Below are 22,988 nucleotides of genomic sequence, written 5' to 3'. Positions count from 1 at the left end.
TAAGCAAAATCAATACTTAGAACACGCTTTTCTTGCGCATATTAACTTTTGACTAAAATTAACCATCAAAAAAAGGCAACTAAATGTTGCCTGTTTTTATCAGTATTGGATATTCCACCTTAGTGTACAGTGGTTGCAGTGATATATTGCTGAAGTTCTGCTCGATCGCCTGTAAATCTGAGGCACCATTCGTCCTGACATGTGGTTTGATGTTGATTACTTGCAAAGCTGATATCGACCAAATAGCGTTGAGAAAATTCATCTACTTTTTGGCGTAATGTGACTTTATCTCCAATGCTGAGCACGTAGTTCCCACCACCGATAATTGCTACGCCTTGTTCATCTTCTAGGAGTAGATCTGAGTGATGCATATAACCTATAACGTCCATATTCTGCTCCTCTACTGTTTTTTATTCTCCATTTCATTATTCATTAAAAAGATTTGCTTTTCTATATTTATGATTTAGCAAGTTGTCACAATTTGTATTTCGCTCTGCTTAGGCTATTTAAAAATCTTTAAGCATCTCATATTCAAAGTAACCCGAAGATAAATATGCATTTGCAAAATAAGCATGAACTCCATCATATGGCTAAACAACGGATAGTTGCCCCGTTGTAACTACTCACTGCTGAATACAGCCTTTAGGTTTTGCTTTACGCGCTTTCTCGCATAAAAAACCGTTCCTTAGAACGGTTTATAATCTGGCATTTCAGTATGCGGTGTTGCGATACATTTTTCAGTAAACTCAGCACGAATTTTTTCACGTGCTTTTTCAACATCAGTATTAATCTCAGCTTGCGGCAAGGCATAAACTTCATCAATAATGTTCAGGATAAATCCTTTGGTGGTTTCATCCTCAATTTTGTTGGCATGCTCAACTGCTTTGTCTTTTTCAATTGCATTTTGACGATCTAACATAATCGTACGTGCAGCATTACCTACACTGCGGCAGTAACCCTGCCACTGCTCTTCAGGGGTTAATGGTTTTTTTTCAGCACAGCCGACCAAAGCCACCATAACGGATAAAGCAAATAACTTTTTCATGAACTTCTCCTTACGAGGGGCAATATAAAAGATCGTAATGGATTTGTCATTTAAATTAGTCGTAGCCGAACAAACAAAAAAAGCCCTTTCGGGCCTTTTTTATGCGTTTGAATTAACCACAAGTTGCTTGAATAATCTTTTTATTGATTGGATTTACAGTGACGGTGACGCGCTCTACACGATAATCCATTGTTACTGGCTGCCCAGGTTTGACTAAACGGACAATTTGAGCTTGGCTAATCGCCTTGATCTGATCTTCAGTCAATTTTGCTTGGCCAATCAGCGTCTTAGCCTTATCAGCTACACATTCAGTTTGGCTACTACGGAATAATGCCCACTCTTCAACCACTTGTCCGTTTGGCAGATGGCAATACCCGACCTGAGCATTTGCTTCATCACGAATTTCAAGTTTACCTTTTTGTTCTACACAATACTGGCTGGCTGGATTTGCCATACCAATTTTTTCTGGTGTCGTTTCAGTTTGCTGTGCTGTGCTACAACCCGCCATAAATGCTGTCAGTGCAGCTAAAATCCATATATTTTTCATCAAGTCTATTTCTGAATATAAAAATTTAACTTATCAAGTTTGTGCCAAATAAACGAGTTATTTATTGCAATTTTTAGCTGTCATTCCACGTTCTGTAATTAGGCAGCAATGTGCCCTATGTTCAAAATACAGAACGTCATTTTCTTTGAACTGATGATGATTTTTGCAATATTTAAAACGACTAAACTTGTCGCAGCTTTGATTTTAAAGGTTTTATAAATTTGAAAAATGACCTGCTCAACGCGTATGCTAAAAAAGTACTTTTCTTCAAACACGCCACGTTGCGTAGGAGCAAAATATGTCAAAAAAACTGCCGATTTATTTTTCGGACGAAGCTTGGTCGTCTTTGCAACAGCTCATGGGCGCAGATGGCAAACCCAGTCCCACCATCAATGCCCTGCTTGAAAGGCAATCTCAAGAACTATCTATGGATCCATTTTTGGATTCTTCGCTCAATGTTCAGCCTGTTCAGCCTGTTCAGAAAAATACCCGTATTGAACTTCCCGTTGCCTTGGAACGTATTCCTGCTGGCCCAGCTTTCGCCAATAAAGATGTTTTTGAAAAAGTCTTAGACCTAAATGATTATTTGGTAATTAACCCGCTCGCTACATTTATTGCGCATGTCGATAGCGAGTCTTTACTCAATGCCGGCTTTGAAATTAATGATACTTTTTTAGTCGATCGTAGCTTAGAAGCCAAACATGGCGATATCGTGGTTGCACTGATTGATAATCGTGAAATCACCTTAAAGCGATTGATGATCACCGCAAAAATGTCAAAAGAAGAAATTGCCGACATTTTTGGTGACCCCAATAAAGTCTTACCCAAAATTTGGCTAAAAGCAGAAAATCCAGCCTATGCGCATATTATCCCTTCAGATAGCGAATCTATCGTTGTTCAGGGTGTGGTGACCTTTAATTTAAAGCAATTTTATAAGCGCTCATCACACACCTAAACACAAGAATTCGTCATGAAAGCTGCAAATAAAATATTTGCGTTAGTTGACCTCAACAACTGCTACGTCAGTTGTGAGCGTGTCTTTAACCCAAAGCTGAATAATGTCCCTGTCGTCGTGCTGTCCAATAACGATGGCTGTGTTGTATCACGAAGTCAGGAAGCCAAAGACCTCGGGATTAAAATGGCTGTGCCGGTCTATCAAATTCAGGATTTAATCCAACAACATCATGTTCAGGTGTTGTCGAGTAACTATGCTCTCTACACCGAAATGTCTAATCGATTTATGAATATTTTAGGCATGTATGTCGGCCCCGAAGACCGTGAAATTTACTCTATCGATGAGTGTTTTTTAGATTTCACTGCCTATCAAGAACTGTTTGATTTGAGCCTATATGCCAAAGAAATACGAGAGACGATCCTAAAATGGCTAGGCTTAACCTGCTGTGTCGGGATTGGTCGCTCTAAAACGGAAGCCAAAATGGCCAACCATCTTGCCAAAAAAAATGCTTATTTAAACGGTGTATGCAATTTAGTTGAAATGGACCCTTGTTCCTCAGAACAACTCCTTGCGCAGACACCAGTCAATGAAGTTTGGGGCGTCGGTCGCAATCATACAAAAGCCCTGAATCAGCTTGGCATTCATTATGTTTTAGATCTGATCAATGCACAGCCTAAAGATATTCGAAAAAAATTTAGTGTGGTGATGGAAAAAACCGTCTTGGAACTGCAAGGTCTATCTTGTCTGTCTATTGAAGAAGAAGCACCGAGCAAACAGCAAATTATCAGTAGTCGTTCCTATGGTCAGCCAGTCTACGAACTGGAAGATATTAAAGCCTCTATTCGTGTATATATCGCGCGAGCCGTCACACGTTTAAGAGCAGATCATTCTCTATGTCGTATGGTGGGAGTTTTTATTCAAACGAGTCGCTTTAATTCTACTGAAAAGTACGCACCTTATCTGGCCATTACACTGAATGAGCATACCGATGACTTAATTAGCATCACCCAAGCAGCAACGCATGCCGTCGAAAAAATCTTTAAAGCGGGATTTAAATATAAAAAAGCCGGTGTGGTGTTATTAGAAATCATTCCAAAACAAAATTTTACCCCAGATTTGTTTTGCGATATGGCGTTAAGACAAAGCCGTTTGAAACTGTCCGACACCATCGACGATATTCAAAAAAAATTTGGGCATCATTTTGTCTCGATCGGCTTAGCGCAGGACGATGCTGCAACATGGCGGATGAAAAAAAATCTGTGTTCCCCCGCTTACCTGAGTAATTGGAACGAACTGCTTCGTGTGAAATGAAACACTATGTTGTAGCGCCGCTTAGTCCTTCTATTGTTTTAACCGAAATGATCATTTGCAATTGCTGAATATTTATTTAGTATTTAAATGAATATTCATTTTTATATTCTCCTATTTTAAATTATGTCTGATGTTCAATTAACGCTGAGCGAATACCTATCTGCGGTCAAAGAAGTCATTCAGTTGGCTTTTGATGATGCCGTGTGGGTCAAAGCCGAGATTCGAAATTTAAACATCAAAGGTGGACATTACTATCTAGAATTAGCTGAAAAAGAACAAGAAAGCGATAAAGTCATTGCCAGTTGTAAGGCCACAATTTGGAAATTTACCGCAAATAAAGTTGTCGGAAAATTTGAACGTGAAAGCGGCATTGAGCTCAGTCGCGACTTAAATGTCTTGGTTAAAGTGCGTGCCAAATTTGCCCCACAGTACGGCTTTTCAGTCAATATCGAAGAAATTGATTCGAGTTTTACTTTGGGTGATCTGGCTCGACGTTATCAACAAATTTTAGAGAAACTCACCAGCGAAGGTCTGATTCATAAAAATCGAAATTTGCCTGCGCCATTTGATATTCAGCATGTCTTGGTTATTGCACCTGAAAATGCGGCCGGCTTAGGTGACTTTAAAAAAGATGCAGATGCACTACAACATGCTGGCGTGTGTGAATTTGTCTATCATGCTGCCACCTTTCAAGGAAATACCGCAGCACAAAGTATCCGAGATGCTTTAGCACTGGGTTTAAGACAATGGGCCAATGACTTTCAAACTGCGCCAGATTTGATCGTGATTATTCGTGGTGGCGGTGCTGTTAACGATCTTGCTTATCTGAATGATTATGATTTGGCTGTACTTCTATCTAAGCGTAGCGTGCCAATTTGGGTCAGTATCGGCCATGAAAAAGACCGTACGATCTTAGATGAAATTGCACATCGTTCTTTCGACACCCCGAGTAAAGTGATTGGGGGGATTCGTAATCATATTATTGAGCGAACTCAGGAAGTTTTAGAGGCATTACAAAGCATTCAACTACGCTCACAACATCAAATTGCTCTATATCAAAGTCAAAATGATCAGTTACTACAAGCCATAAAGACCTTGGCTCAGAGTCAAATCAATGACTCAACTCGGCTCTTACAGCAATACCAAGATAACACTGCTTATTTTGCTCAGTTACAACTTAAAACAGCTACGCAGAATATTGAAATACTCATGCGTGAGACTTTGCTGCAAAACCCTGCACATGTGCTCTCCAAAGGTTATGCCATCGTGCGGCAGCAAGGTCACGCCATTCTTGCAACGAAAAATCTTCAGCCTTCAGCGCATTCGCCGATTGAAATTGAAATGCAAGACGGCATCATCACGGCTGACATTCAACATATACAGGTAAAAAATCATGACGACTGATACTCTAAGTTTTAAAGAAGGCTATGAAGTTTTAAAACGTAATGCTGAATTACTCGAATCTCAGCAAGAACCCGATATTGATAATCTTATGAAAATCGTTGAAGAATCGATGCAAGCCTATAAATCCTGCAAGACCCGTGTTGAAGCAGTACAACAGGCACTGAATGATACGTTTAAAGATTGATTTCTCAGCTCATCATTTGCAAAAAAAACGCAGCCTAAGCTGCGTTTTTTTTGCTCAAATTTTGCTTCACTTAGAAGCGCCAGTTCTGAGAACATTGTTCTGCATTTAATCTAATTGGCTGTAAATAACGGTATATCATTGTTTTTAAATATATTGTATATATACAACACTTCGCACTAGCAACCACTAGCAGTCTACAAATATAATTCAACAGTCTACAAATCAGTCTACATTTTTTTCATGACTATATATGTATACTTGGAGCCAAACTTAGAACGAGAATAAAAATGAAAACTTGGCTCTACTTTTACTTTGAATACACTAAAAAAATGGATAGCGTTTTGAGAAAAAGACTTGATGGGTTGTTAATGTTGATAGCTGGTGAGGTGAATCTATGATTGTTATGAAGAGAAATAAAAAGTATCTCTCCTATGTGAAACAAGAAGATGATTTGGATTATTGGGAATTATCAGAAGTGAATTTTGTAGATCAATCGGGTTGGTGTTGGACTAGTGATTATGAGAAAGCCAAATATTTTATGAGCATTCGAGATGCTGATATTTTTCTAGCTAAGAAGAAAGGCGAATTTTGGGAAGGTGTGGAGATAGTTAGTGAATAACTAAAACGCTTAAATGTTTACTCAATTTTTTTGGACGCATTGGTAATTATTGTACTGTTAATAATTCTTGGAATATAATTTAAGTATCTAGCGTAAAGCTGAGGGCAATTGAAGCCCTTTGTAGTTGAGATAAATGAGCCCTCACTTGAGGGCTTTTTCATGTTCGATGATTACTTGAGCAACAGCTTTCGCAGCCGACCAATATTTTGAATGAAACGCTGCAAGTTCTGTCGCATTTGAAATAAAGCCAAGCTCCACAATCAAGCCTCCAGCATTAATAAATCCAAGCTTTCCTCGGGCTGACTGTGATTGATCAATCCAACCTTTATCACCACGAAGACGACTGCCAAAAACATCAGCCGCGGCCTTAGATAATTTTTGAGCCAAGACCTTATCCTTAGGTAGTGCAATTGTTTCAATGCCATTTGCTTGGCTATTTGTAGATGCATTCATGTGGAATTCGATTGCGATCGATGCACCCTTCGCCAATGCAATAGCATTTGTAAGAGGAAGGTTGATTGTGCCTGCGCCATCGGTTTTATAAAACAGACCTGCGGCTGCAAGATAATGTGCTACGGCATTTCGGAATTGTCGCACCAATTCAGCTTCTTTATATTTGTCGCTGACAGCACCCGGATCTGCATTGCTATGCCCTGCTGTTATTGTCACAAATTGATTTACATCGTGTAGTTCAGGCTGCTTTTTCAAGCGTGCAAGCACTGTGGCCACACCAATAAAGAGACCTACCCACTCTGCAATGTTTTCAGGAATCTTGTTTTTTAGTTCCTGTGGAATAACATTCCAGATATTTAAAAACTGCTCTGAGAATAAAATCAAGGCATAAAAAAAGGCGCTAAATGCGCCCACTTGTACTGACTTTAGTTTCCAAGCCTGCTTCCAGTTATCGATTAGTTTCATTTGATACTCCACTTTGTAACTTGTGATTTAAGCCATGATTCGATAAATGCACTTCCTAAAATGCCCACAGCTGAAGCAATGGCTAGTAATGCTAAAGGATTGATATCGGGTATTTGTAAAACAACCGCTCCTGCGATTGTTGAAGTAGCAGACCCTAAAATTGTTCGACCAATTGCTAAACGCCATGTCAACTTTTCATCTGACACAAGCAATTTTGCAAAACCGATAGCTGCCCCAATGACAATGAGCAATAGTAAATTTCTCTCATGCTCTTGCATGAATCCCCCTAATTATTGGCAATAAAAAAGCACCTGATGGTGCTGTGCTGCTATTTAAATAAGCTCACTAATAAAATAAATTACATAAAATGACAGTAACCATTACTTTTCTCCTTAAAGCTACATATAAGTTGATAATAAAATATAAATAAACTCGGTCTCATGAAACTATTGCTATGAATAAACTACTAATTTTTAAAACTCTAATTTTAGGATTAGCAATTACTACTCACGCGAATGCATTTGAGGTATATCAGTTTTTACGCTGGGGTAATTACACCACAGCAAATCAAAAGCTTGTCCAAACAAAAAACACTGATGAGTTTAATAATTATTTAAAAACTAAAAACATCAAGCCTATTAAAGTTGTAACTATGGGATTTATATTAAGCAATAATCAAGCAGATCCTAAAAAAATAAAGCGGATTGCTGATGAGTCCAAACTCAATCCTCAGACACCTATTTGTTTTGATATTGAGCCCCCATTTCGTCATGATCCCAAAAGAAATCTTCCAGTCATTCTTGATGCATTAAAGCTCTATCATCAATTTGGAGGGGCCGCACCAATTGGAGTGTATGGAGTATTACCTCAATTAACTCCTAATGCTTATTTAAGCGTAGATAAAAAAGCATCATTTTCAAAATTAAATGACCAATATGCTGAAATAGCCAACCATGTAAATATCTTATATCCAACTCTTTATTACTATAACTTAACTGACATGAATGTTTGGAATGACAAAGCAAAATTCAATATCAAAGAAGCGCAACGGTTTGCGAAACAAAGAAATCTAAAAATCATTCCGTTTCTATCAACTAGTAATTGGAAAATATCAAGTCCGGATACTATGCATATTACCCCTCTATCCGAGGAAAACATGTACCATAGTTTGTCTTATGTTAAAGAGCTGGGGGCTGATGGGGTTGTTCTCTGGGAAAAAGCTAGGGCTAAGCAAGCTAGTGACAATAAACCAGCCGTATTTGACATTCAAAGCAATGCTTACAAAGCCATTGTCAAGTTTTCCCAAGAACAAGCAAAATAAGTAAGACTAGCGACAGTATTTATAAAGCAACTTATAAAAAACAGCATCCGCAATCATTGCGTAGCCGGTTGCATTCGGATGCACATGATCAGCGACACCGCTGATTTTTTCAGCAGAACGAGCACTGACCGCAAAATCTGATTTGTTGTAGCCAATTTCTGAATTAAAGACACAGCTAATTTGCAGGAAATCGACATTAGATTTCGTCGTTATCATTGCTTTGTATTCGTCATTAAATTGCTTAATTGATTCAAAAACGTCGCGTTTTGAAATAAATCGATTACCGGTGAAACTTTTGAAATTGACTTCAGGCGCCTGATTTAAACCTAGACAAATAATGTCTGTACTTGGATGTGTTGAACGGATCTTATCAATCAGCAATCCAAGATCAATTGCTGCTTGTTTTGCGGTACTGTTGTAAACGTCATTCCATCCCAGCAAGATCACTACAGTTAAGTTAGATCCTGTTGCATTCACTCCACTAAATCCGTTTTGAGATAAGTAATAACTCATGTCAAATTGAGAAGTAGCCGGATTCCAAAAAGCATTCGTTTGCGTAGTAACAGACGCATTGTTTAGATAGTGGCTTGCACGCCAGCCGCCACGCCCCTCATGCTTTACGACTTTATCCCCTAATGTGCCGATAAATTCAAAATTTGACATTGCAAGCGGCGTAGGGCTTAGATCAGCAGACAAAATTTGAAACCCTATTCCGCTTAAACGGCGGCTGCATTCATTCGGCCACGCGCCTTTGATTCCTGAATTTGCCACACTGTCCGTCAGTGAATCACCTAAGGCAATGATGTAACGCTTTGCAGACGGATTAACTGGCGTATCAGTCACAACAACATTAAATGAAGCTAAAGTTTTTTTAGCGTTCATATCTTCGGTAGTTTGAAGCTGAACTGGGATTGATGCTGATGTGCTCGGAATAACTTTGCAAACTTTCTGATTTGATTCAGAGATATTCCAAGCGACATTATCAGCATTGCCTACGATGCCATCTGCGTACAAAAAAATCGGCTCATTCTTTAATGCGTATATTTCCGTCGGAACGATTGTTGAATACTTTTTAGATTTTGATTCAGGTATATAAAACCCCGAAAGGCTATGCGCGTAAGACATTGCAGATGTAGCCCTTACATATGCGATATTTGAGTCGTTGATTTGAAGATTAAAGCTCGACTCAACAGATGATGCATAAAGGGATTGTAAAAATGCCCCATTTTTATCAAAAGCTGAAATACTAGCTACAAGTGTTGCGTTGCCCCTGCCCGTATAAACGAGTTTTTGCCCAACTTTCACAGGCACCAACGGTGTAGTTTCCCATGTGTCAGATGCAACAAAGCCGCCCGCTAGAGTGACATAACCTTTTTCTACGTCATTTGATTTAAAGAAATCTGCAACTAATGGGTTACTCACATACACATTAATTGTGGCAGTAGAAACCGAAGCAGCTTGAATACTTAAACGAACAAAACGAGCAGATGGGAATATATCTGTCGGCTTGATTTCAAATGTTGCAGCAGTATCTGTATAGATGCCCAGAAAGTTTTTATTTGCATCATACATTGCAACAGCTGCTGCTGCGGATGAGGACCCTATTAACACTCCAATTCTTTTTAACATTGTGTCCGCGTTAACACTAATGAAGCTGGTTGATTTCCAGTTTGCATTGGAAACAATAGATCCGTCGGTTTTTGATATATAGCCATCTATTGAACTGTTTGCATGGTTCTTGTAAGACCCGAAAACCGCCAACTGAGCTTCGAAAGTTTTTTGATCTGCGTAATCGTTTGTTTTAGAGATTTCTTTGTCTGTATATAAATTAGCTTGTAACTTTGGATCATACGGGCTTTTCATCAGCGTGACACCATCCCAAATATTATCACCCTGATTTGCCCCAGCCTCAGCAATTGTCACAGTTGAGTTAGCTGGAATAGTGTCTTTTATAGCATCAAATTCAGCAAGTGTATTAAAGCCATAATTTCCGCCTGCGACAGTTGAAACTGCCGAATTTACCACCGAATCCACTTCATTTTTAGTGTAAATTTCGTTTTTTGGGTACACATCCGTCGCATTCGCTTTAGCTTGCAGCGCTACTTCAACTTCAACTTTATCCGCTTTATTTGTACGCAAATCAACAATATCAGCAAAAGCTTCACGCTCAATCATTGGAATTGACTTAAACGGTGCTCCATAACGCGGGGTAATAATCGCATCTGTATTGACTGCTTTTCCGATGTCTTCAATGTCTTGATGCACTTGAGCGGGGATCATCTCAGCCATATCTCTATTCCATAAAAAAGCCCGCATAATCGCGGGCATAAGTTGAAAATTATTTAAATCAAATTACTTATGATGTCTTTGTCGTTTCTGTAATAGCGCTCATCAAAATTAATTGCACTTACTTCATTTTCAAACACATTGATTGGCTTCTTGCTTGATACAAGAAACTTTTGCTCTTTCTGTCTATCATCGGTCGTGACTGAATATACAGTTTTAACCTGCCCAGTTGTGACCAGAGCTTCCATTGGTGGACGTTCAAGTACAAAGTGAAACTCGTCTTCACCCTGAGTGATTTTCATCACATCAATGACACCGCTTTTCAGCTGTAGATGAATCACATATAGCTGATTTGGCAACAATTCAAAGGGCTGCGAGACCTCAATTGAAAGATTATTCCAATTCAACACTTCACCACTGGTGCAATTGCCGAGTCGGGTGTCATCAGTGTTCAAGATACAGTCACCACGAAATACAAGATCGCTCTCGTGGTAGGCAGTGAAGCGTGCCGTCACACGACTAAACTTCAGCTTATTCCATGCTCTCCAAGCAACTATATGTGCTTGCTGCTTGTAAACAATACCGGTACCTTCAATCTTTTTTGGGTTATTGATCGCTTCATTTGGAATTTTCAGCGTCTTTTCAATCCAACCTTCATCCGAATCGATATACGTCAACTCAACACCGTCATGCCGATTTTCAACCCGAAAGCTATGGGAACGGACCTCTGTTTGAGATTTCTTATTGCGATGATTAAATAGTATTAATGGCTCATTTTCAGCGCCTTCAAGATCATAATAAATCTTTCGATTCACCCGACGATCATGCGTGCACGTAACTGCTGACATCATGCGCATAATCTCTTCAAAAGAGGTGTTTGTGTTATCAAGCGTATAATTAAATTCAGTCATACGTTCAGATCCGAAATACGCAAACAGATCATCCACAACTTGATAAATACGATCAAAATCAATTTCAGATTCAAATCGCCGCCCGATTTTCGGATGCAGAGCCAAATCAATCGTGGTATCTGCAATATTGCGTGAAGCAATACGTTCAGCAGATTTAACCCCACCACGATATGAATACACCAGACTTTCAGCAATGCAGTTAAGCTGCCGTGAATCTTGGCTTGTCGCATTCGCTGTAGCCACCGTTCTTGCACGCACAATAATGCGGTTCGAGTAAACCAGTTTTTCAAGATAATGATATGCATAGGCTTGATAAAATTTGGTTTCATCCATTAATTCAGCAGAATCACCATTATCATTGGTTCGACGTGCACGAAACCGCACAGCACCGGAGAATGGCAAATCAATCCACATTGACGCGCCCACAGCATCACGGTTATTTGATTTACCAGTCAAAGTGATGCTTCTGCGATAAATCTGGCCCGTTGGTACGTTATTCACAACTTGCTGATACTCGGCTTCAATGCTGACTGTTTTTGCGGACGATCCTTGATAGATGCCATTTCCGGCACGAAAATTTAGCAACAGACCCTTAGCTTGCGGCGAATCAATCGTAAACCAGCCAATATAGTTTTCCTGATTGCCACGTAATTTAATGCGTGTTGTCGGGGTTTGCTGCCCCGCCAGATCAGCTAATTTATTCCAATCCGGATTTGTTGTACTCGGTGTTGCAATCGTCATCAAACGGTTGGCTTTATCAATGCCAGTAATAGTGTACGTGCCATCTAAAAAGATGTTTGCAGTATTGGCTGTTAAATTTGCACTCAAATTCGTTACTGCATTTTCAGTTAAATTGGCAAAATTTGTATTAGTACTGGTCGCATTCAACAGCTTGATTGAATACACGCCCGCGCTATACGAAATACTTTCAACATCATATAGGCCAGCCAGATCAAGCTGCCCGTTAATCGGGTCCACAATCAGCATGGCGGTGATATTGATCTTGCGAAAATCCTGAAAATTAACTGCAGTTTGATTCGAGCTAATTTCAAGTGTTTGGGTCAGATAATTAATATTGACTGAGCCGGTGATGGCTAAATCTGCAATACCAAAATTCGCCCCTTCAATTGTCACCAATTCATTCACAACAAACTTTTCAAAATCAGACGTAATGTTAAGCGTTTTGATTTGGTTTGGATAAACAAAATATACATCTGAGCGCTCAAATCGGGTGCTGTTAGGTGGTAGTAAAGTCTGACCATTCACAGAGCTATTTTGTTTCGCTACAACCGGCGCATCAGTAAAGCTATCGCCAATTTTATAGATATTTTCAGCACCAATAATGGACTGATTTAAGTCATATGCAGTGACTGATTTACCTGGAATCTCCGCAACCGGTGTATCGCCTTCTTTAAAATTGGACACTTGAACTGGATTTTCGCACAAGCACATCAACAGCTCTTCAACTTCAACACCTTCTTTAAAGTAACGAAGTGCAGGCGCGAGTAGATCTGGAATCGCTTTGACACGGCCAATAATATAGGGAATACGCTCTTTAATACGCTGCTTATTTTCTGGGTTCGACAAGTTGTTATTGCTGGAACCAGAAGATTTACTGCCGTTATCAAATTTAGGTGTTTTAACGAAGTACTGAACCGCTTCACCGAAGATTTTAGCGACAGCATAGTTCACAGCGGAAATGATATCACCCGGATAACAAACAATTGTTAGATCCTCATTTGTTTCAAGTAGCCTCGCAATACTAGCTTTGCCCTGTTGCGATGGTGTGATGTCATTTTCAGGACATGGATTCCCGCGATATATCCGCGCATGCGGATGGTTTGCTCTAACTTTAAGAAAGGTTTTTAACGCATTTTCAGATTGCACAACCTCTTGCTCGGTATGATCGAGAGCATTCCTAATGATGCAAATTTGGCTCATAAAAACGCATCCTTTTAAACATTGGTTTTGCTTGTTCTAACGTGATTCGTTGCACGCCTTTTTCTGTTAAATGAAATATCCGCTGGCGATAAAAAAGCCCGACATGCGAGCTTTCGTTGTGGTATGACATCAGGACGATACAACCCTCAATGGGCCGATCTATACGCTTATTTTTGATTATGGTTGAACGTGAAGTTTTCACTGTTTCATCCAGTGAACCCGTCAGACCAATAAAACTTGCAGAGTAATCTTTTCCGTAGAGCACTCGAGCTGCTTCAATCACAAAATGAACACAGTGATAGTTCTGCGGATTGTATTCACAGTGAAATAAGCGATTAATCATCAGTAAAATCCTATTAAACTCGGGTCAGTCGATGCGGAATACACCTCGCCATTTCCTGAATCATTTAACCCTGGTGCTTTGGAATCGCCTTGTGTGCCTTTCCAGTCCCGCGTCACATTTTCAAGTTCAAGATCACGCGCAACAAAGATTGGAGAATCATATTGGCCAATCAAATACGCTCTGTATGACACTAGCGGCAATTCAATTTCTTCATCGTGAATAATCAGGTCGATTAGTAAAGGAACTGTTTCACCAACATCGCCCAGACTGAAACTTAATTCTTGCTCAAGCGTATCCTCTTCTGAAGAACGGGTAATGCTGATCGGAGCATAGACGTATTCAAATGCTTGGCCATTTTCATGTGTCAAGACCATCGGCTCACTAGAGTTAATGACATAACGCAAAACAGCCGGCCATTTCGAATGTGAAATTTCAATGCATTCGATCAATCCTGTCGGCCCAGCAGACTGATCCAGCAAGGATGACATTTCAGCAGTAATTTCCATTTAAACCCCCACAGCATCGGGCAACCAGACATTCGGAATTTTCTCAATATCACTCAAATTATTGATTAATCCTGATTGCCATAAATCTATGATTGTTCTATCAAACGCTGGGTCACGCTTAATTGGGACAACATAAATATTGATAATCACTTGCCGCCCAATATTGCCCACCATATTTTCTTGTGGCACGCTTTCAGCTGAGAATTGGCACAAGCAATCTTCTTTAATTCCGTTATCCAAAGTCAGATTCCATCGCCAAATATTAGTCTGATTGATCCGCCAGAATGCCCAGAAATATTGACGTTCTCTAGGGTCTTTCAAGTACACAGCGGCAGAAACTGAATGAATTGCCCCAACAAATTTAATCACTTGCCGAGGCATACCTCCCTCTGTTTTTTGTTCACGCACATTATTACCCGGCGTGAAGCTATATCCCTCCCGTAGAGGACAAAGCATAAATTGATCCATGTTTTTTCCTATCTTGAGGGGCTTAATCCAAAGGTTTCTTGAAGTATGCGACTCTCGGTACTATTTGATTTTCGTATCCTGTTAAATGTTCCTGCAATTTCTTGGCGAACCACATCAATATCCACAGTGCCGTCAGCACCCAGACTTTGCTTTGCTGTATATCCGGGCGGCACATTGATATTGATCTGGGGCTGAACAATAACTTCACCTGCCATCATGTTGGATTTAATCGCATCCACAGTCCCGCTACCGACACGATAAGTGTCTTTCGGCAACTCACCATACTCATTTATATAGTTGAGGTTATCTACCCCTATACTCTTAACAGCAGCAGCACGCACCATAAACTCTTTATCTGAGGCCATAATTGGAATACTGTCGCTTGTTCCCGTGCCTGGACCACGAATAAGTCCACCAGTTGCAAAGCCTTGTGGTGCATCGCTAAGCATTGATGCAATAGTCGCACCTTGAGTAAAGGCTCCTGCAATCAGTGGAATATTAAGTGGGAAGCCAACCTTTGAAGCATTTGACACATTCTCAATTAACGCAAGTGTAGCATTCGCAATGGTAAACATGCGGGATGCAGCATACATGACACGATACCCCTTTGATTGCTCACCACCCATCGATTTCATCATGCTTGCAATAGAGTCAACAATATTTCCTGCATAGCCCATTTGAAGTTGTATAGATGACATGCGGTAGTTTTGCTCAATTTCCGCCATCCGGTCATGATGCGACTGATAAGCCTGCTCTTTTAATGCATAGTTTTCACCGGCCATCGCCATCTCAGCGTCAAAAAGAGCTTGCGACTGGTCGTATCGATCAAAGCGTTCTTGCTCCAGCGAAAATTGATCACCTGTGCCATTCATGTCGGCTTGAGTTTGCCCCCATTGTTGAACAGCATTATTTAAGCGTCTACGATTTTCCTCCTGTTGAGCTGCTTTACTTAAATCAATCTGACGCTGCTTTTCCTCTTTATCTATATTTGAATTTAGAAGAATCTGCTCACGCTCTAAACGGTATCGCTCTTGCATTGCTTCAGTTTCAGATAAAAGAGCTTCTCGCATTTGAAAAATCCGCTGCTCTTTGGCGAGTTTGATGAGGCCGAGTTCGTGGGCCTCCTGCTCCTTGAGAGCATTTAGCTTTAAGCTCTTAATTTCGTCATTGTATTTACCAGACTCACTCACAATGATTCTTTGCGTTTCATAGAAGTATTTAAGCTTTTGGTTTTCAGACCACTTGTGAGCATTTATCTCTTCAGTGACTTGCCGAAGATACATTTCCTCCTCAAATAGATATTTTTCTTCAGCCTTTTTAAGCATGCTTGAAGTTTCACTTCCAAAATTCGCCTTGTTTATCTCCTCAACCTCACGAAGATAATCAGCGCGGAATTTCTTAAATTCATCAAGATATCTGTAATCGATATCAATGCGTGACTTGGCTTGATTTTCCGCCAAACGATCCGCTTCTTTAGCATCTTTCTTTTGCTGTGATAAAGCTGCTCTCGATGCCTTAGATGATCCTCTTTTAGCATTGGCAATTGCATCCTCTGAGGCTTGCAGTTTCTTATTTGCCGCGATATTCATATCAATAATTTGAATATCTTTTGCTGAAACCTTCCCTCCATTTTCAAAGGCTGCTTGTGATGCCATTTTTGCACGCTCAATCTCCCATCCCTTGGCGATTAGCTTGTTGGTCATAATGGTTTGTGCAGCACCTTTCTGTAGATTTGAAATGTACTTAGACTGTGCGTCTGCCGCGGCATTTGCTGCATCAGCATTGTTATACATTGCATTGGTATTATCGTTTACTTTGCCAACAGCATTAGATGCAGCATTACCAGATAAAGTTACTTGCTGACCTAGAGTTTTTTGAGCATCTGCATTTTGCTGTGCTTTAACTCTGGCCTCCTCGTAACTCTTAATTAAATCCAAACCTTGGGATTTTTGCTCAGGTGTTAATAGTTTTAGTTTGTTCAATCTCTCGATAGCATCAGCTTGTGACATCAATCCTTTGTGCACCTGATCTGAGATTTCACGGACCTCTTTATTGCCAGCATTCGCGTTTTTAACTGTGCGAATAAAGCCATTAAACGACAAGTTTAACTTATTCAATTTGTCGTTCTGGTCTTCAAATGATGCCGCCAAATCATCTTTAGCAACATCAAGCTGAACACCTTTTAGAGCCAAAAGTTCTTCCTTGGTCTTCTCAGCTACCTTGCCTTGTTCTTCAAGTTTTGCATTTGCTTCTGCTGTGCGTTTTTGAAGATACATGTATCCTGCAGTTAATGCAGCCACACCGATTGTGATTGCACCAATTGGGCCGCCAACCAAACCAAGCAACATTGCTCCGCGTGAACGACTAGCATTTAATGCATTTTCAGCAGCAGTTTGAGTGGCTACGGCTGCTGTGCTCTGCTTAACGGCAATATTGTGTGCAATCTCTGCCTGAGTTAATCGCATAGTTGCGGCAGCTCGTGCTTGGCGTGTTGTTGCGCTATTTAATTCCTGACGTGCTAAGTTGATTTCAGTTAAAGCTAGTGCTGCAACTTGGCGCGTTCGCTGTACCTCAATTGCTGCCAATTGAACTTGAGATTGTATGGCTGCTGTATCTGCTGCGCGGCGTTCCAAAGTAGCGGAAATTGATCCGCGAATAGCTACTGTTTGAGTAAGAATGGTCTTGGTAAGTAATGCTGCACCACCAACCATGGCAATGCCTGCGATAGCATCAAGGTTATTTGCCAGTACTTGAATTCCACTAGCTAGAGTGGTTGCAGCGCCAGACGCTTTGCCTGCTTCGCCTGTGAATTTTGTAACCTCATTGCTCAGCAATTGAAGCGACTGCCCAATAGTTACATCGGTTTTGGCGAATAATTCATCTACAGATTTTTTTGATTTAGTTAGTGCATCAACCAGAACTTCGCCAGTGATCTTACCCTCAGCAGCAACAGAGCGAAGTTGACCAACTGTAATACCCATACCCTGAGCAATTGCTTTGGCTAAAGCTGGCGTTTGTTCAAGAATCGAGTTGAGCTCTTCACCACGCAATGTACCAGAGGCTAACGCTTGACCAAATTGGGTTAATGCTGCTTCAGCTGCTTGAGTGCTTGCACCTGAAATTGCAACAGCTTTCGAAACTGTTTCTGTTAATTCGGCTGTTTTAGCCATATCAATTTTTAGTGTTTTCGCATTATCACTAAAGCGCTGATAAACCTGAATCACAGAATCCCATGATTGGTAGGACTTCTGAGCAATAACGAAAGTATCACTCATTGATAAATTTAATTGCTCTTGCGACTCTGTAACCAGTTTTAATCGGTTTTGCATGCCAGTATAGGCATCCATTTTTGCTACTGCCGCACCAACAGTTAGTAGTCCTGCCATGTGCCCAGCAAGTTGACGGGTAGCTACAGACACACTATCCATAGAGCGCGACGCGTGTGTACCATTTCGCTCAATATTTTCAAGCTCTCTACCAATGGCTTGTGCGTTGCGCAAAGCATTGCGGGAGTCAATCTCAATTACTAAACGACTTGATTGTGTAGTCATTTTGCTTTCCTGTGGGCAATAAAAAACCCCGCATAAAGCGAGGTTGATTTGATTGTGTTGACTAGAGTTTTTTGTATTCCTCTAGCATTTCATTGTATTTTTCAGCAAATCCGGTTAGATCGGTTTCACCATCTTGGTTGTACTCATAAGGCCACTCTTTGTATCGAGTGTAAGCAACTTTGCCTTTTTTCATTTGCTCAATAACTTTTTGCGGGGTGTTGCTCGATCCTTCATAGCCATAAATTGGAGCATTGTTATCAATTTTTATGGCACTCTGAGTGCGTGGAAAGTGATTTCGCCCAACATAAACACTATAGCGACCATCAAACACACTCACCATGACATCACTGTATGCTTTATGCAGTGAGCAACTTTTCTGGCCATTGAATTTGTCTTTTGAGCAGCTATATCTCCAATCCTCATAAGCAGAATTATCAATTTTAATTTTTTTGATTTCAGTAAATTTTTTCTCATCGGGCTGGCGATTTGATAGCATGGTATCGCCATCTGAATTTTTAAAAGTATAAATATCACTGGCGAGTGCACCAGTACCAACTAAGCTAAATAGCAATAAAACAACCGATTTCATATCTACCATCAACCTATAATCCAAATAAAAATCACCAAAATAACTAGCCCAGCAACCAGTCCAACAACCCAATCAGACGTAGGGTATCCGAGTATTTTCCCATCGCCATTACTAGCATCTTGGGCAATATTACTTGTTTTTAAATAAGCTGGTTCTGGGTATTTAGCATCATTAAGATCATTTTCTTTGGGCTTAATGTGTATAACACCTTGATAATTATTTTTTAGCACTTGAGGTTTAGTCGCCTGCTCTACTATCCTACGCCCTGTATTTTCAACAACCTTCTTCTCTAATGTGGCTGATTCATCAGAAATATCTGGGGCTAATGGGTAGAACTTTTCTACAAACATTTTTACAGACCCAAAATCACTATTTGGTAATGCCTTTAGTAAAGATAAAAACCTCTTAAATGGCTTGTTGTTTTTATAAGCCCTATTGTAATATGCCTCCAACTTCCTCTCTAGTGTAATGGTTGGTCGGTTTGCTGTGTAGGCTGCCTTATATGTATACGATATATTGCTTAAGGCATTCCCGTGCTTACCCTCAATTCTTAAAATATTCGCCATATCTTCATGTGGCGAAGAGTCTATAACTAGCGTGTGCATTGCTGAGAACCGCTCCCTGTGAGCGTGCTTGAGGTATAATATTTTTTGATTGCTCAAGTGTCTCCAAGCATCATCAAACCTCCTTTCTCTTATGGCAATTTTAGCCGCTTGTTTCTCATTAGCAGCCTTGCCTAAATAGTCCTCCACACCCCACCCCAATTTATTAATTTAGAACAAGATACTAATTTGCGGGATAAAAAGAAACCGCCACTTGGGCGGTTGTCTTTTTAGCTAACAAGCCAAATAAAGAAAATCAATATTATGAACCCCACAATAATACTAACAGCCAAATTTGGTTCAGTATTATTTGAAGCATTACGAGTGGTTTTAGAGTGCGACTTAAATGTTGAATAAGACAATCCTGTACCTGGAGCGCTAATTGTTGTTCTTGTGCCTTTTTTGCCTACACTGACGCGCGCACCCTTCCCACCAACAGATACACTGCTTATGCCTTTCTTACCCACATTAAGGCGAACACCTGGTGCTATTTTAAAACTTTTCCGGAATCCAAAACCCATAACATCACCTATCGGCAGATTTTCTTAGATGCACTAATCGAACCATCTTTGCATACAAATTTAGATCCCTGACAATGACTTATGCCACCTTTCTTGCCTGAACAAGGTTGCTTTCCGCGACCAGCTTCAGCGACAGTTGATAAACCTAAAGCAAGAACCACTGCTACTATTATTTTCATTTTTATCCCCTTGTAATGAGTAATCAAAATACTAACGTTTTAGAAGTTATAACGTAATCCAGCTTTGTATGTCATGCCATCATAATCACCAATGGTGTAATTATAGTGATCAATCCCATCGTGTGACGAGCATGTTCCGCTACCTACACTGTTGCTTGTGGTTCCGTCTTTACATGTTGTGGATGATGATATATCCCAAGACCATTTATATCCAACACCACCATAAACAGAAAGATTTGGCATAGGTGTATATCCCAACTCCAAACCAACTGGCAGCGTCCAATAGGTAGAATTATCAAACCCATCGGCTTCTAAAATACTCACCCCTGTACCCACGGTTGCTAACGCATAAAAGCCATTAGCATTGATCAGGTTTAAGTGGCCACCGAATGAAAACTCGTATGCGCTACCATCGTAATTATCACTCTGTTGATATTCAAACTTACCCCAATAACCATTTCGGTGTGGAGTTGATGAAATCCCGATACCAAAACCCTTTAGATCTTCATCAATATCATTTGCAAATTTGCCTTTCTGGGCTGAATACTCAAGCATTAACGAAGCATTAAGCGCTGTCTCGTTTTTATATCTTGTTGGTTGCAATGGTGTGTATTGTGTTTCCGCTACAGGGGTTTCGTAGCTGCTCATTGGTTCGGGCGTGCCTTGTTGAATCAACAAAGGCTTATCTGCCAAAGCCAAAGATGAAATTAAAGATAAAGTACCGATTGCTAATAATTTTTTCATATTACCCCCTAAATAAAGGTGATAAAGTAATCATTTATTTGCAAAAAGTCTACGCAGATAATAAAAAACCGACCTCGTTTGGGTCGGTTTAGGATTTGATTGCTGATACTAATTCAGGTGACTTCCATGCAATTATCATCAATATGATGATGAATGTTACTTTCCAGAAACCATATTTATCCATGATTGCCTCTACAAATTTAATAATCACTGTTATACTTTCAGGCATAGATACATTTCCTCTTTGCTTCTCGGTTGAGTGGAATCAAAAAACCCCGATGTTTGCCGCATCGGGGTTTTTCTTTGGGTTTAAAAAAACCGCCACATGGGCGGATATTTTGTATTGTTTAAAGTTAATTCATGCAGTCGATGTAAAACCGGTTTGCATAATCAGAAGCAGCAGAGATTAAGCCATCTCCACTATACATAATTGGGTATTTGAAGCTATCAACAATTATTGATTGCATAGCTTTTTTTACTGAAGGCTCATCCTTCTCATTAATTACAGAAAACATTTCCTCTGCGCTTGCACCATTTTGTCTTGCTTTAAAGGAGTTTTCCGCAAAACTAAAAACCGCAGAACAAATTTGGTTTTTTAATTCTGGATCGCTAGTTGCTATTGGTTCTGGGTAGTACATTCCTTCCTCAAGCACTTTAGTATGCTTGTCTATTAAATCAGCATGAGCTATTGAGCAACAAAATAAGGTTATAAAAACAAATAGTTTGGATTTCACGCCCAGCCCCAATTTATTAATTTAGAACAAGATACTAATTTATGTACAAAAAAACCACTCCGAAGAGTATTCTTTGAAATTCTAATCGGCACCAAAAACCAAACTACAATGAAGATATTTTATTTTTAGCATCTCCCATTGCCTCTTGAAAGTTTGAATTAATTTTTTGTTTTAAATTTATTTGATCACTAAGATCATGGCGATTCGAATCAAACAAATCTAGACCAAAATCTGCTCTAAAACCTTTGTATATGGTTCCAATCAATCCAGAAATATTGTCAAAGTAGTCCAGTAGATACATCGCTAGTTTATGTTGCTCATGAAATAATAGCTTTACCTTTTCTGAACTCTCCGCGCTAAGCTCTTGTCCCAATTTAATATTCATTAAATATTCTAACTTTGCTTCTTCTCCAGCTTTAGCGTTATAAGATTTAGCACCCCCGTTATCAAACCACTCAACTTTTTTACCAATTTCATTAGGGTCTGTTGACATTTGTTGATTAAAAAAATAGCGAGATAGTAAAATTAAATCGCCAAACCCAATTTTACACTCGCTATGCCTCGAACAATGCTAAATGATCAACACTGGTCCAAGTTACTTGCTATTTTCCGTCACTTTAATATTTATCTCAAATTAAATTTACGGAATTTTATTGAAGCGATTTTATTTCGAATTAGAACAGGCTGTCCTTGGCGTGATTTACCTCAAGAGTTTGGTAAATCAAATTCTATTTTTAAGAAATATAATCGATGGTCTAAAAATAGTAAGTTTATGAATATTTTTAAATTATTCAGCCAGCATGCTGATAAAGAGTGGATTTTTATCGATGGGAGCCATGTACGAGCGCATCAACATTCAGCCGGTATTAAGAATCAAAGTATTTCCAAAAGTATTGGTGGTAATAGTTCAAAAATACATTTAGCAATCGATTCAAATGGTAATCCTATTGAATTTATTATTTCAGATGGAACTTCACATGATATTAAGGTTGCACCTGATCTTGTATCAAAATTAGATTTAACAGAGTCAGAAATGCTATGTGCAGATAAAGGCTATGATTCAGAAAGTTTCAAAAAGAAAATTAGAGAAAGTAATACGAAAGCAAACATTCCTCGAAGATCAAATGCCAAATCTAGCAATGATGATATGGACTGGTATATGTATAAAATCAGACATTTAGTTGAAAATGCGTTTTGTAGATTAAAACAATTTAGAGGAATTGCCACAAGATACGATAAGCTAAAACGTAACTATCAAAGCGCTGTTGCTTTAGCTTGTATATTTATATGGTTGCCTCTTTAGCTCAAT

25 protein-coding genes are annotated in these 22,988 nt (G+C 39.6%); 7 read left to right on the top strand and 18 right to left on the bottom strand.

All coding sequences use genetic code 11. The features are described 5' to 3' along the window. Positions 1 to 119: 119 nt before the first annotated feature. The 3 genes from G0029_RS06810 to G0029_RS06800 form a co-directional block, all read right to left on the bottom strand. A complete protein-coding gene (locus tag G0029_RS06810; protein WP_078189189.1) occupies positions 120 to 389 on the bottom strand; it encodes a hypothetical protein in 270 nt (89 codons plus the stop codon). A gap of 296 nt (positions 390 to 685) precedes the next feature. After that, on the bottom strand, positions 686 to 1,045 hold the full coding sequence (locus G0029_RS06805; protein ID WP_078193938.1) for a hypothetical protein: 360 nt from the start codon (positions 1,043 to 1,045) through the stop codon (positions 686 to 688). 112 nt (positions 1,046 to 1,157) lie between these two features. Then, positions 1,158 to 1,592 carry an I78 family peptidase inhibitor gene (locus tag G0029_RS06800; RefSeq protein ID WP_180110164.1) on the bottom strand — a complete coding sequence of 145 codons (435 nt, stop codon included), beginning with the start codon at positions 1,590 to 1,592 and terminating at the stop codon, positions 1,158 to 1,160. A 298-nt stretch (positions 1,593 to 1,890) separates the two neighbouring features. Between G0029_RS06800 and G0029_RS06795 the strand changes: the two genes are divergently transcribed. From G0029_RS06795 to G0029_RS06775, 5 genes are all read left to right on the top strand, one after another. Beyond that, the gene (locus G0029_RS06795; protein ID WP_180110163.1) at positions 1,891 to 2,547 is read left to right on the top strand and encodes a LexA family protein; all 657 of its coding nucleotides are present in this window, start codon (positions 1,891 to 1,893) and stop codon (positions 2,545 to 2,547) included. Between the two features lie 15 nt (positions 2,548 to 2,562). Further along, complete coding sequence (locus tag G0029_RS06790) at positions 2,563 to 3,858, top strand: Y-family DNA polymerase (protein ID WP_180110162.1); 1,296 nt, start codon at positions 2,563 to 2,565, stop codon at positions 3,856 to 3,858. A 123-nt stretch (positions 3,859 to 3,981) separates the two neighbouring features. After that, complete coding sequence (gene xseA / locus G0029_RS06785; protein ID WP_180110161.1) at positions 3,982 to 5,262, top strand: exodeoxyribonuclease VII large subunit; 1,281 nt, start codon at positions 3,982 to 3,984, stop codon at positions 5,260 to 5,262. Then, on the top strand, positions 5,252 to 5,446 hold the full coding sequence (gene xseB / locus G0029_RS06780; protein WP_180110160.1) for an exodeoxyribonuclease VII small subunit: 195 nt from the start codon (positions 5,252 to 5,254) through the stop codon (positions 5,444 to 5,446). The genes xseA and xseB overlap by 11 nt, the downstream gene beginning before the upstream one ends. 394 nt (positions 5,447 to 5,840) lie before the next feature. Continuing rightward, complete coding sequence (locus G0029_RS06775) at positions 5,841 to 6,065, top strand: hypothetical protein (RefSeq protein WP_180110159.1); 225 nt, start codon at positions 5,841 to 5,843, stop codon at positions 6,063 to 6,065. Positions 6,066 to 6,206: 141 nt separating this feature from the next. On the opposite strand, the gene G0029_RS06770 is transcribed toward G0029_RS06775, so the two are convergent. Both G0029_RS06770 and G0029_RS06765 read right to left on the bottom strand, forming a co-directional pair. Further along, a complete protein-coding gene (locus G0029_RS06770) occupies positions 6,207 to 6,983 on the bottom strand; it encodes an N-acetylmuramoyl-L-alanine amidase (protein ID WP_180110158.1) in 777 nt (258 codons plus the stop codon). Next, positions 6,980 to 7,261 (bottom strand): holin, encoded by a 282-nt coding sequence (locus G0029_RS06765; protein WP_180109369.1) that lies wholly within the window; start codon positions 7,259 to 7,261, stop codon positions 6,980 to 6,982. Before G0029_RS06765 ends, G0029_RS06770 begins: the two co-directional genes overlap by 4 nt. 176 nt (positions 7,262 to 7,437) lie before the next feature. Between G0029_RS06765 and G0029_RS06760 the strand changes: the two genes are divergently transcribed. After that, positions 7,438 to 8,304, top strand: a complete 867-nt coding sequence (locus tag G0029_RS06760; protein WP_180110157.1) for a hypothetical protein — start codon at positions 7,438 to 7,440, stop codon at positions 8,302 to 8,304. Between the two features lie 6 nt (positions 8,305 to 8,310). Here G0029_RS06760 and G0029_RS06755 read toward each other — a convergent pair whose 3' ends face one another. The 13 genes from G0029_RS06755 to G0029_RS06695 all read right to left on the bottom strand — a co-directional run bounded on the left by G0029_RS06755 (position 8,311) and on the right by G0029_RS06695 (position 22,172). Beyond that, positions 8,311 to 10,593: an SGNH/GDSL hydrolase family protein gene (locus G0029_RS06755; RefSeq protein WP_180110156.1), complete on the bottom strand. Its 2,283-nt coding sequence runs from the start codon at positions 10,591 to 10,593 to the stop codon at positions 8,311 to 8,313. 53 nt (positions 10,594 to 10,646) lie between these two features. Next, complete coding sequence (locus G0029_RS06750; RefSeq protein WP_180110155.1) at positions 10,647 to 13,442, bottom strand: host specificity factor TipJ family phage tail protein; 2,796 nt, start codon at positions 13,440 to 13,442, stop codon at positions 10,647 to 10,649. Then, positions 13,420 to 13,788, bottom strand: a complete 369-nt coding sequence (locus G0029_RS06745; RefSeq protein ID WP_180110179.1) for a hypothetical protein — start codon at positions 13,786 to 13,788, stop codon at positions 13,420 to 13,422. Before G0029_RS06745 ends, G0029_RS06750 begins: the two co-directional genes overlap by 23 nt. Beyond that, the gene (locus G0029_RS06740) at positions 13,785 to 14,291 is read right to left on the bottom strand and encodes a hypothetical protein (RefSeq protein ID WP_180110154.1); all 507 of its coding nucleotides are present in this window, start codon (positions 14,289 to 14,291) and stop codon (positions 13,785 to 13,787) included. The genes G0029_RS06745 and G0029_RS06740 overlap by 4 nt, the downstream gene beginning before the upstream one ends. After that, positions 14,292 to 14,759, bottom strand: coding sequence for a hypothetical protein (locus tag G0029_RS06735; RefSeq protein WP_227591886.1), 468 nt, complete (start codon positions 14,757 to 14,759; stop codon positions 14,292 to 14,294). It abuts the gene before it with no gap. An 8-nt stretch (positions 14,760 to 14,767) separates the two neighbouring features. Continuing rightward, positions 14,768 to 18,310 carry a tape measure protein gene (locus tag G0029_RS06730; RefSeq protein ID WP_180110153.1) on the bottom strand — a complete coding sequence of 1,181 codons (3,543 nt, stop codon included), beginning with the start codon at positions 18,308 to 18,310 and terminating at the stop codon, positions 14,768 to 14,770. Between the two features lie 61 nt (positions 18,311 to 18,371). Further along, positions 18,372 to 18,908 (bottom strand): hypothetical protein, encoded by a 537-nt coding sequence (locus G0029_RS06725; RefSeq protein WP_227591884.1) that lies wholly within the window; start codon positions 18,906 to 18,908, stop codon positions 18,372 to 18,374. Next, the gene (locus G0029_RS06720) at positions 18,908 to 19,651 is read right to left on the bottom strand and encodes a hypothetical protein (RefSeq protein WP_180110152.1); all 744 of its coding nucleotides are present in this window, start codon (positions 19,649 to 19,651) and stop codon (positions 18,908 to 18,910) included. Before G0029_RS06720 ends, G0029_RS06725 begins: the two co-directional genes overlap by 1 nt. 80 nt (positions 19,652 to 19,731) lie before the next feature. After that, positions 19,732 to 20,022 (bottom strand): DUF4236 domain-containing protein, encoded by a 291-nt coding sequence (locus G0029_RS06715; RefSeq protein WP_180110151.1) that lies wholly within the window; start codon positions 20,020 to 20,022, stop codon positions 19,732 to 19,734. Between the two features lie 8 nt (positions 20,023 to 20,030). Continuing rightward, positions 20,031 to 20,201, bottom strand: a complete 171-nt coding sequence (locus G0029_RS06710) for a hypothetical protein (protein WP_180110150.1) — start codon at positions 20,199 to 20,201, stop codon at positions 20,031 to 20,033. A 39-nt stretch (positions 20,202 to 20,240) separates the two neighbouring features. Next, positions 20,241 to 20,945, bottom strand: a complete 705-nt coding sequence (locus tag G0029_RS06705; protein WP_180110149.1) for a hypothetical protein — start codon at positions 20,943 to 20,945, stop codon at positions 20,241 to 20,243. A gap of 353 nt (positions 20,946 to 21,298) precedes the next feature. Beyond that, a complete protein-coding gene (locus G0029_RS06700) occupies positions 21,299 to 21,679 on the bottom strand; it encodes a hypothetical protein (protein WP_180110148.1) in 381 nt (126 codons plus the stop codon). A 103-nt stretch (positions 21,680 to 21,782) separates the two neighbouring features. Beyond that, positions 21,783 to 22,172 carry a hypothetical protein gene (locus G0029_RS06695; protein ID WP_180110147.1) on the bottom strand — a complete coding sequence of 130 codons (390 nt, stop codon included), beginning with the start codon at positions 22,170 to 22,172 and terminating at the stop codon, positions 21,783 to 21,785. Positions 22,173 to 22,235: 63 nt separating this feature from the next. Between G0029_RS06695 and G0029_RS06690 the strand changes: the two genes are divergently transcribed. Continuing rightward, positions 22,236 to 22,982: an IS5 family transposase gene (locus G0029_RS06690; RefSeq protein ID WP_180168141.1), complete on the top strand. Its 747-nt coding sequence runs from the start codon at positions 22,236 to 22,238 to the stop codon at positions 22,980 to 22,982. Positions 22,983 to 22,988 lie beyond the last annotated feature (6 nt).

Source organism: Acinetobacter sp. YH12138 (genome assembly GCF_015218525.1).
In the GTDB taxonomy this organism is placed as follows: Bacteria; Pseudomonadota; Gammaproteobacteria; order Pseudomonadales; family Moraxellaceae; genus Acinetobacter; species Acinetobacter amyesii.
Note: the sequence above shows the minus strand (reverse complement) of the source record. Positions and strands in the feature narration are given on the sequence as shown.

Coding starts and splice junctions, on each gene's coding strand:
- G0029_RS06810 (WP_078189189.1), bottom strand. CDS start 389: ATGGACGTTATAGGTTATATGCATCACTCAGATCTACTCCTAGAAGAT.
- G0029_RS06805 (WP_078193938.1), bottom strand. CDS start 1,045: ATGAAAAAGTTATTTGCTTTATCCGTTATGGTGGCTTTGGTCGGCTGT.
- G0029_RS06800 (WP_180110164.1), bottom strand. CDS start 1,592: ATGAAAAATATATGGATTTTAGCTGCACTGACAGCATTTATGGCGGGT.
- G0029_RS06795 (WP_180110163.1), top strand. CDS start 1,891: ATGTCAAAAAAACTGCCGATTTATTTTTCGGACGAAGCTTGGTCGTCT.
- G0029_RS06790 (WP_180110162.1), top strand. CDS start 2,563: ATGAAAGCTGCAAATAAAATATTTGCGTTAGTTGACCTCAACAACTGC.
- xseA (WP_180110161.1), top strand. CDS start 3,982: ATGTCTGATGTTCAATTAACGCTGAGCGAATACCTATCTGCGGTCAAA.
- xseB (WP_180110160.1), top strand. CDS start 5,252: ATGACGACTGATACTCTAAGTTTTAAAGAAGGCTATGAAGTTTTAAAA.
- G0029_RS06775 (WP_180110159.1), top strand. CDS start 5,841: ATGATTGTTATGAAGAGAAATAAAAAGTATCTCTCCTATGTGAAACAA.
- G0029_RS06770 (WP_180110158.1), bottom strand. CDS start 6,983: ATGAAACTAATCGATAACTGGAAGCAGGCTTGGAAACTAAAGTCAGTA.
- G0029_RS06765 (WP_180109369.1), bottom strand. CDS start 7,261: ATGCAAGAGCATGAGAGAAATTTACTATTGCTCATTGTCATTGGGGCA.
- G0029_RS06760 (WP_180110157.1), top strand. CDS start 7,438: ATGAATAAACTACTAATTTTTAAAACTCTAATTTTAGGATTAGCAATT.
- G0029_RS06755 (WP_180110156.1), bottom strand. CDS start 10,593: ATGGCTGAGATGATCCCCGCTCAAGTGCATCAAGACATTGAAGACATC.
- G0029_RS06750 (WP_180110155.1), bottom strand. CDS start 13,442: ATGAGCCAAATTTGCATCATTAGGAATGCTCTCGATCATACCGAGCAA.
- G0029_RS06740 (WP_180110154.1), bottom strand. CDS start 14,291: ATGGAAATTACTGCTGAAATGTCATCCTTGCTGGATCAGTCTGCTGGG.
- G0029_RS06735 (WP_227591886.1), bottom strand. CDS start 14,759: ATGGATCAATTTATGCTTTGTCCTCTACGGGAGGGATATAGCTTCACG.
- G0029_RS06730 (WP_180110153.1), bottom strand. CDS start 18,310: ATGACTACACAATCAAGTCGTTTAGTAATTGAGATTGACTCCCGCAAT.
- G0029_RS06725 (WP_227591884.1), bottom strand. CDS start 18,908: ATGGTAGATATGAAATCGGTTGTTTTATTGCTATTTAGCTTAGTTGGT.
- G0029_RS06715 (WP_180110151.1), bottom strand. CDS start 20,022: ATGGGTTTTGGATTCCGGAAAAGTTTTAAAATAGCACCAGGTGTTCGC.
- G0029_RS06710 (WP_180110150.1), bottom strand. CDS start 20,201: ATGAAAATAATAGTAGCAGTGGTTCTTGCTTTAGGTTTATCAACTGTC.
- G0029_RS06705 (WP_180110149.1), bottom strand. CDS start 20,945: ATGAAAAAATTATTAGCAATCGGTACTTTATCTTTAATTTCATCTTTG.
- G0029_RS06695 (WP_180110147.1), bottom strand. CDS start 22,172: ATGTCAACAGACCCTAATGAAATTGGTAAAAAAGTTGAGTGGTTTGAT.
- G0029_RS06690 (WP_180168141.1), top strand. CDS start 22,236: ATGCCTCGAACAATGCTAAATGATCAACACTGGTCCAAGTTACTTGCT.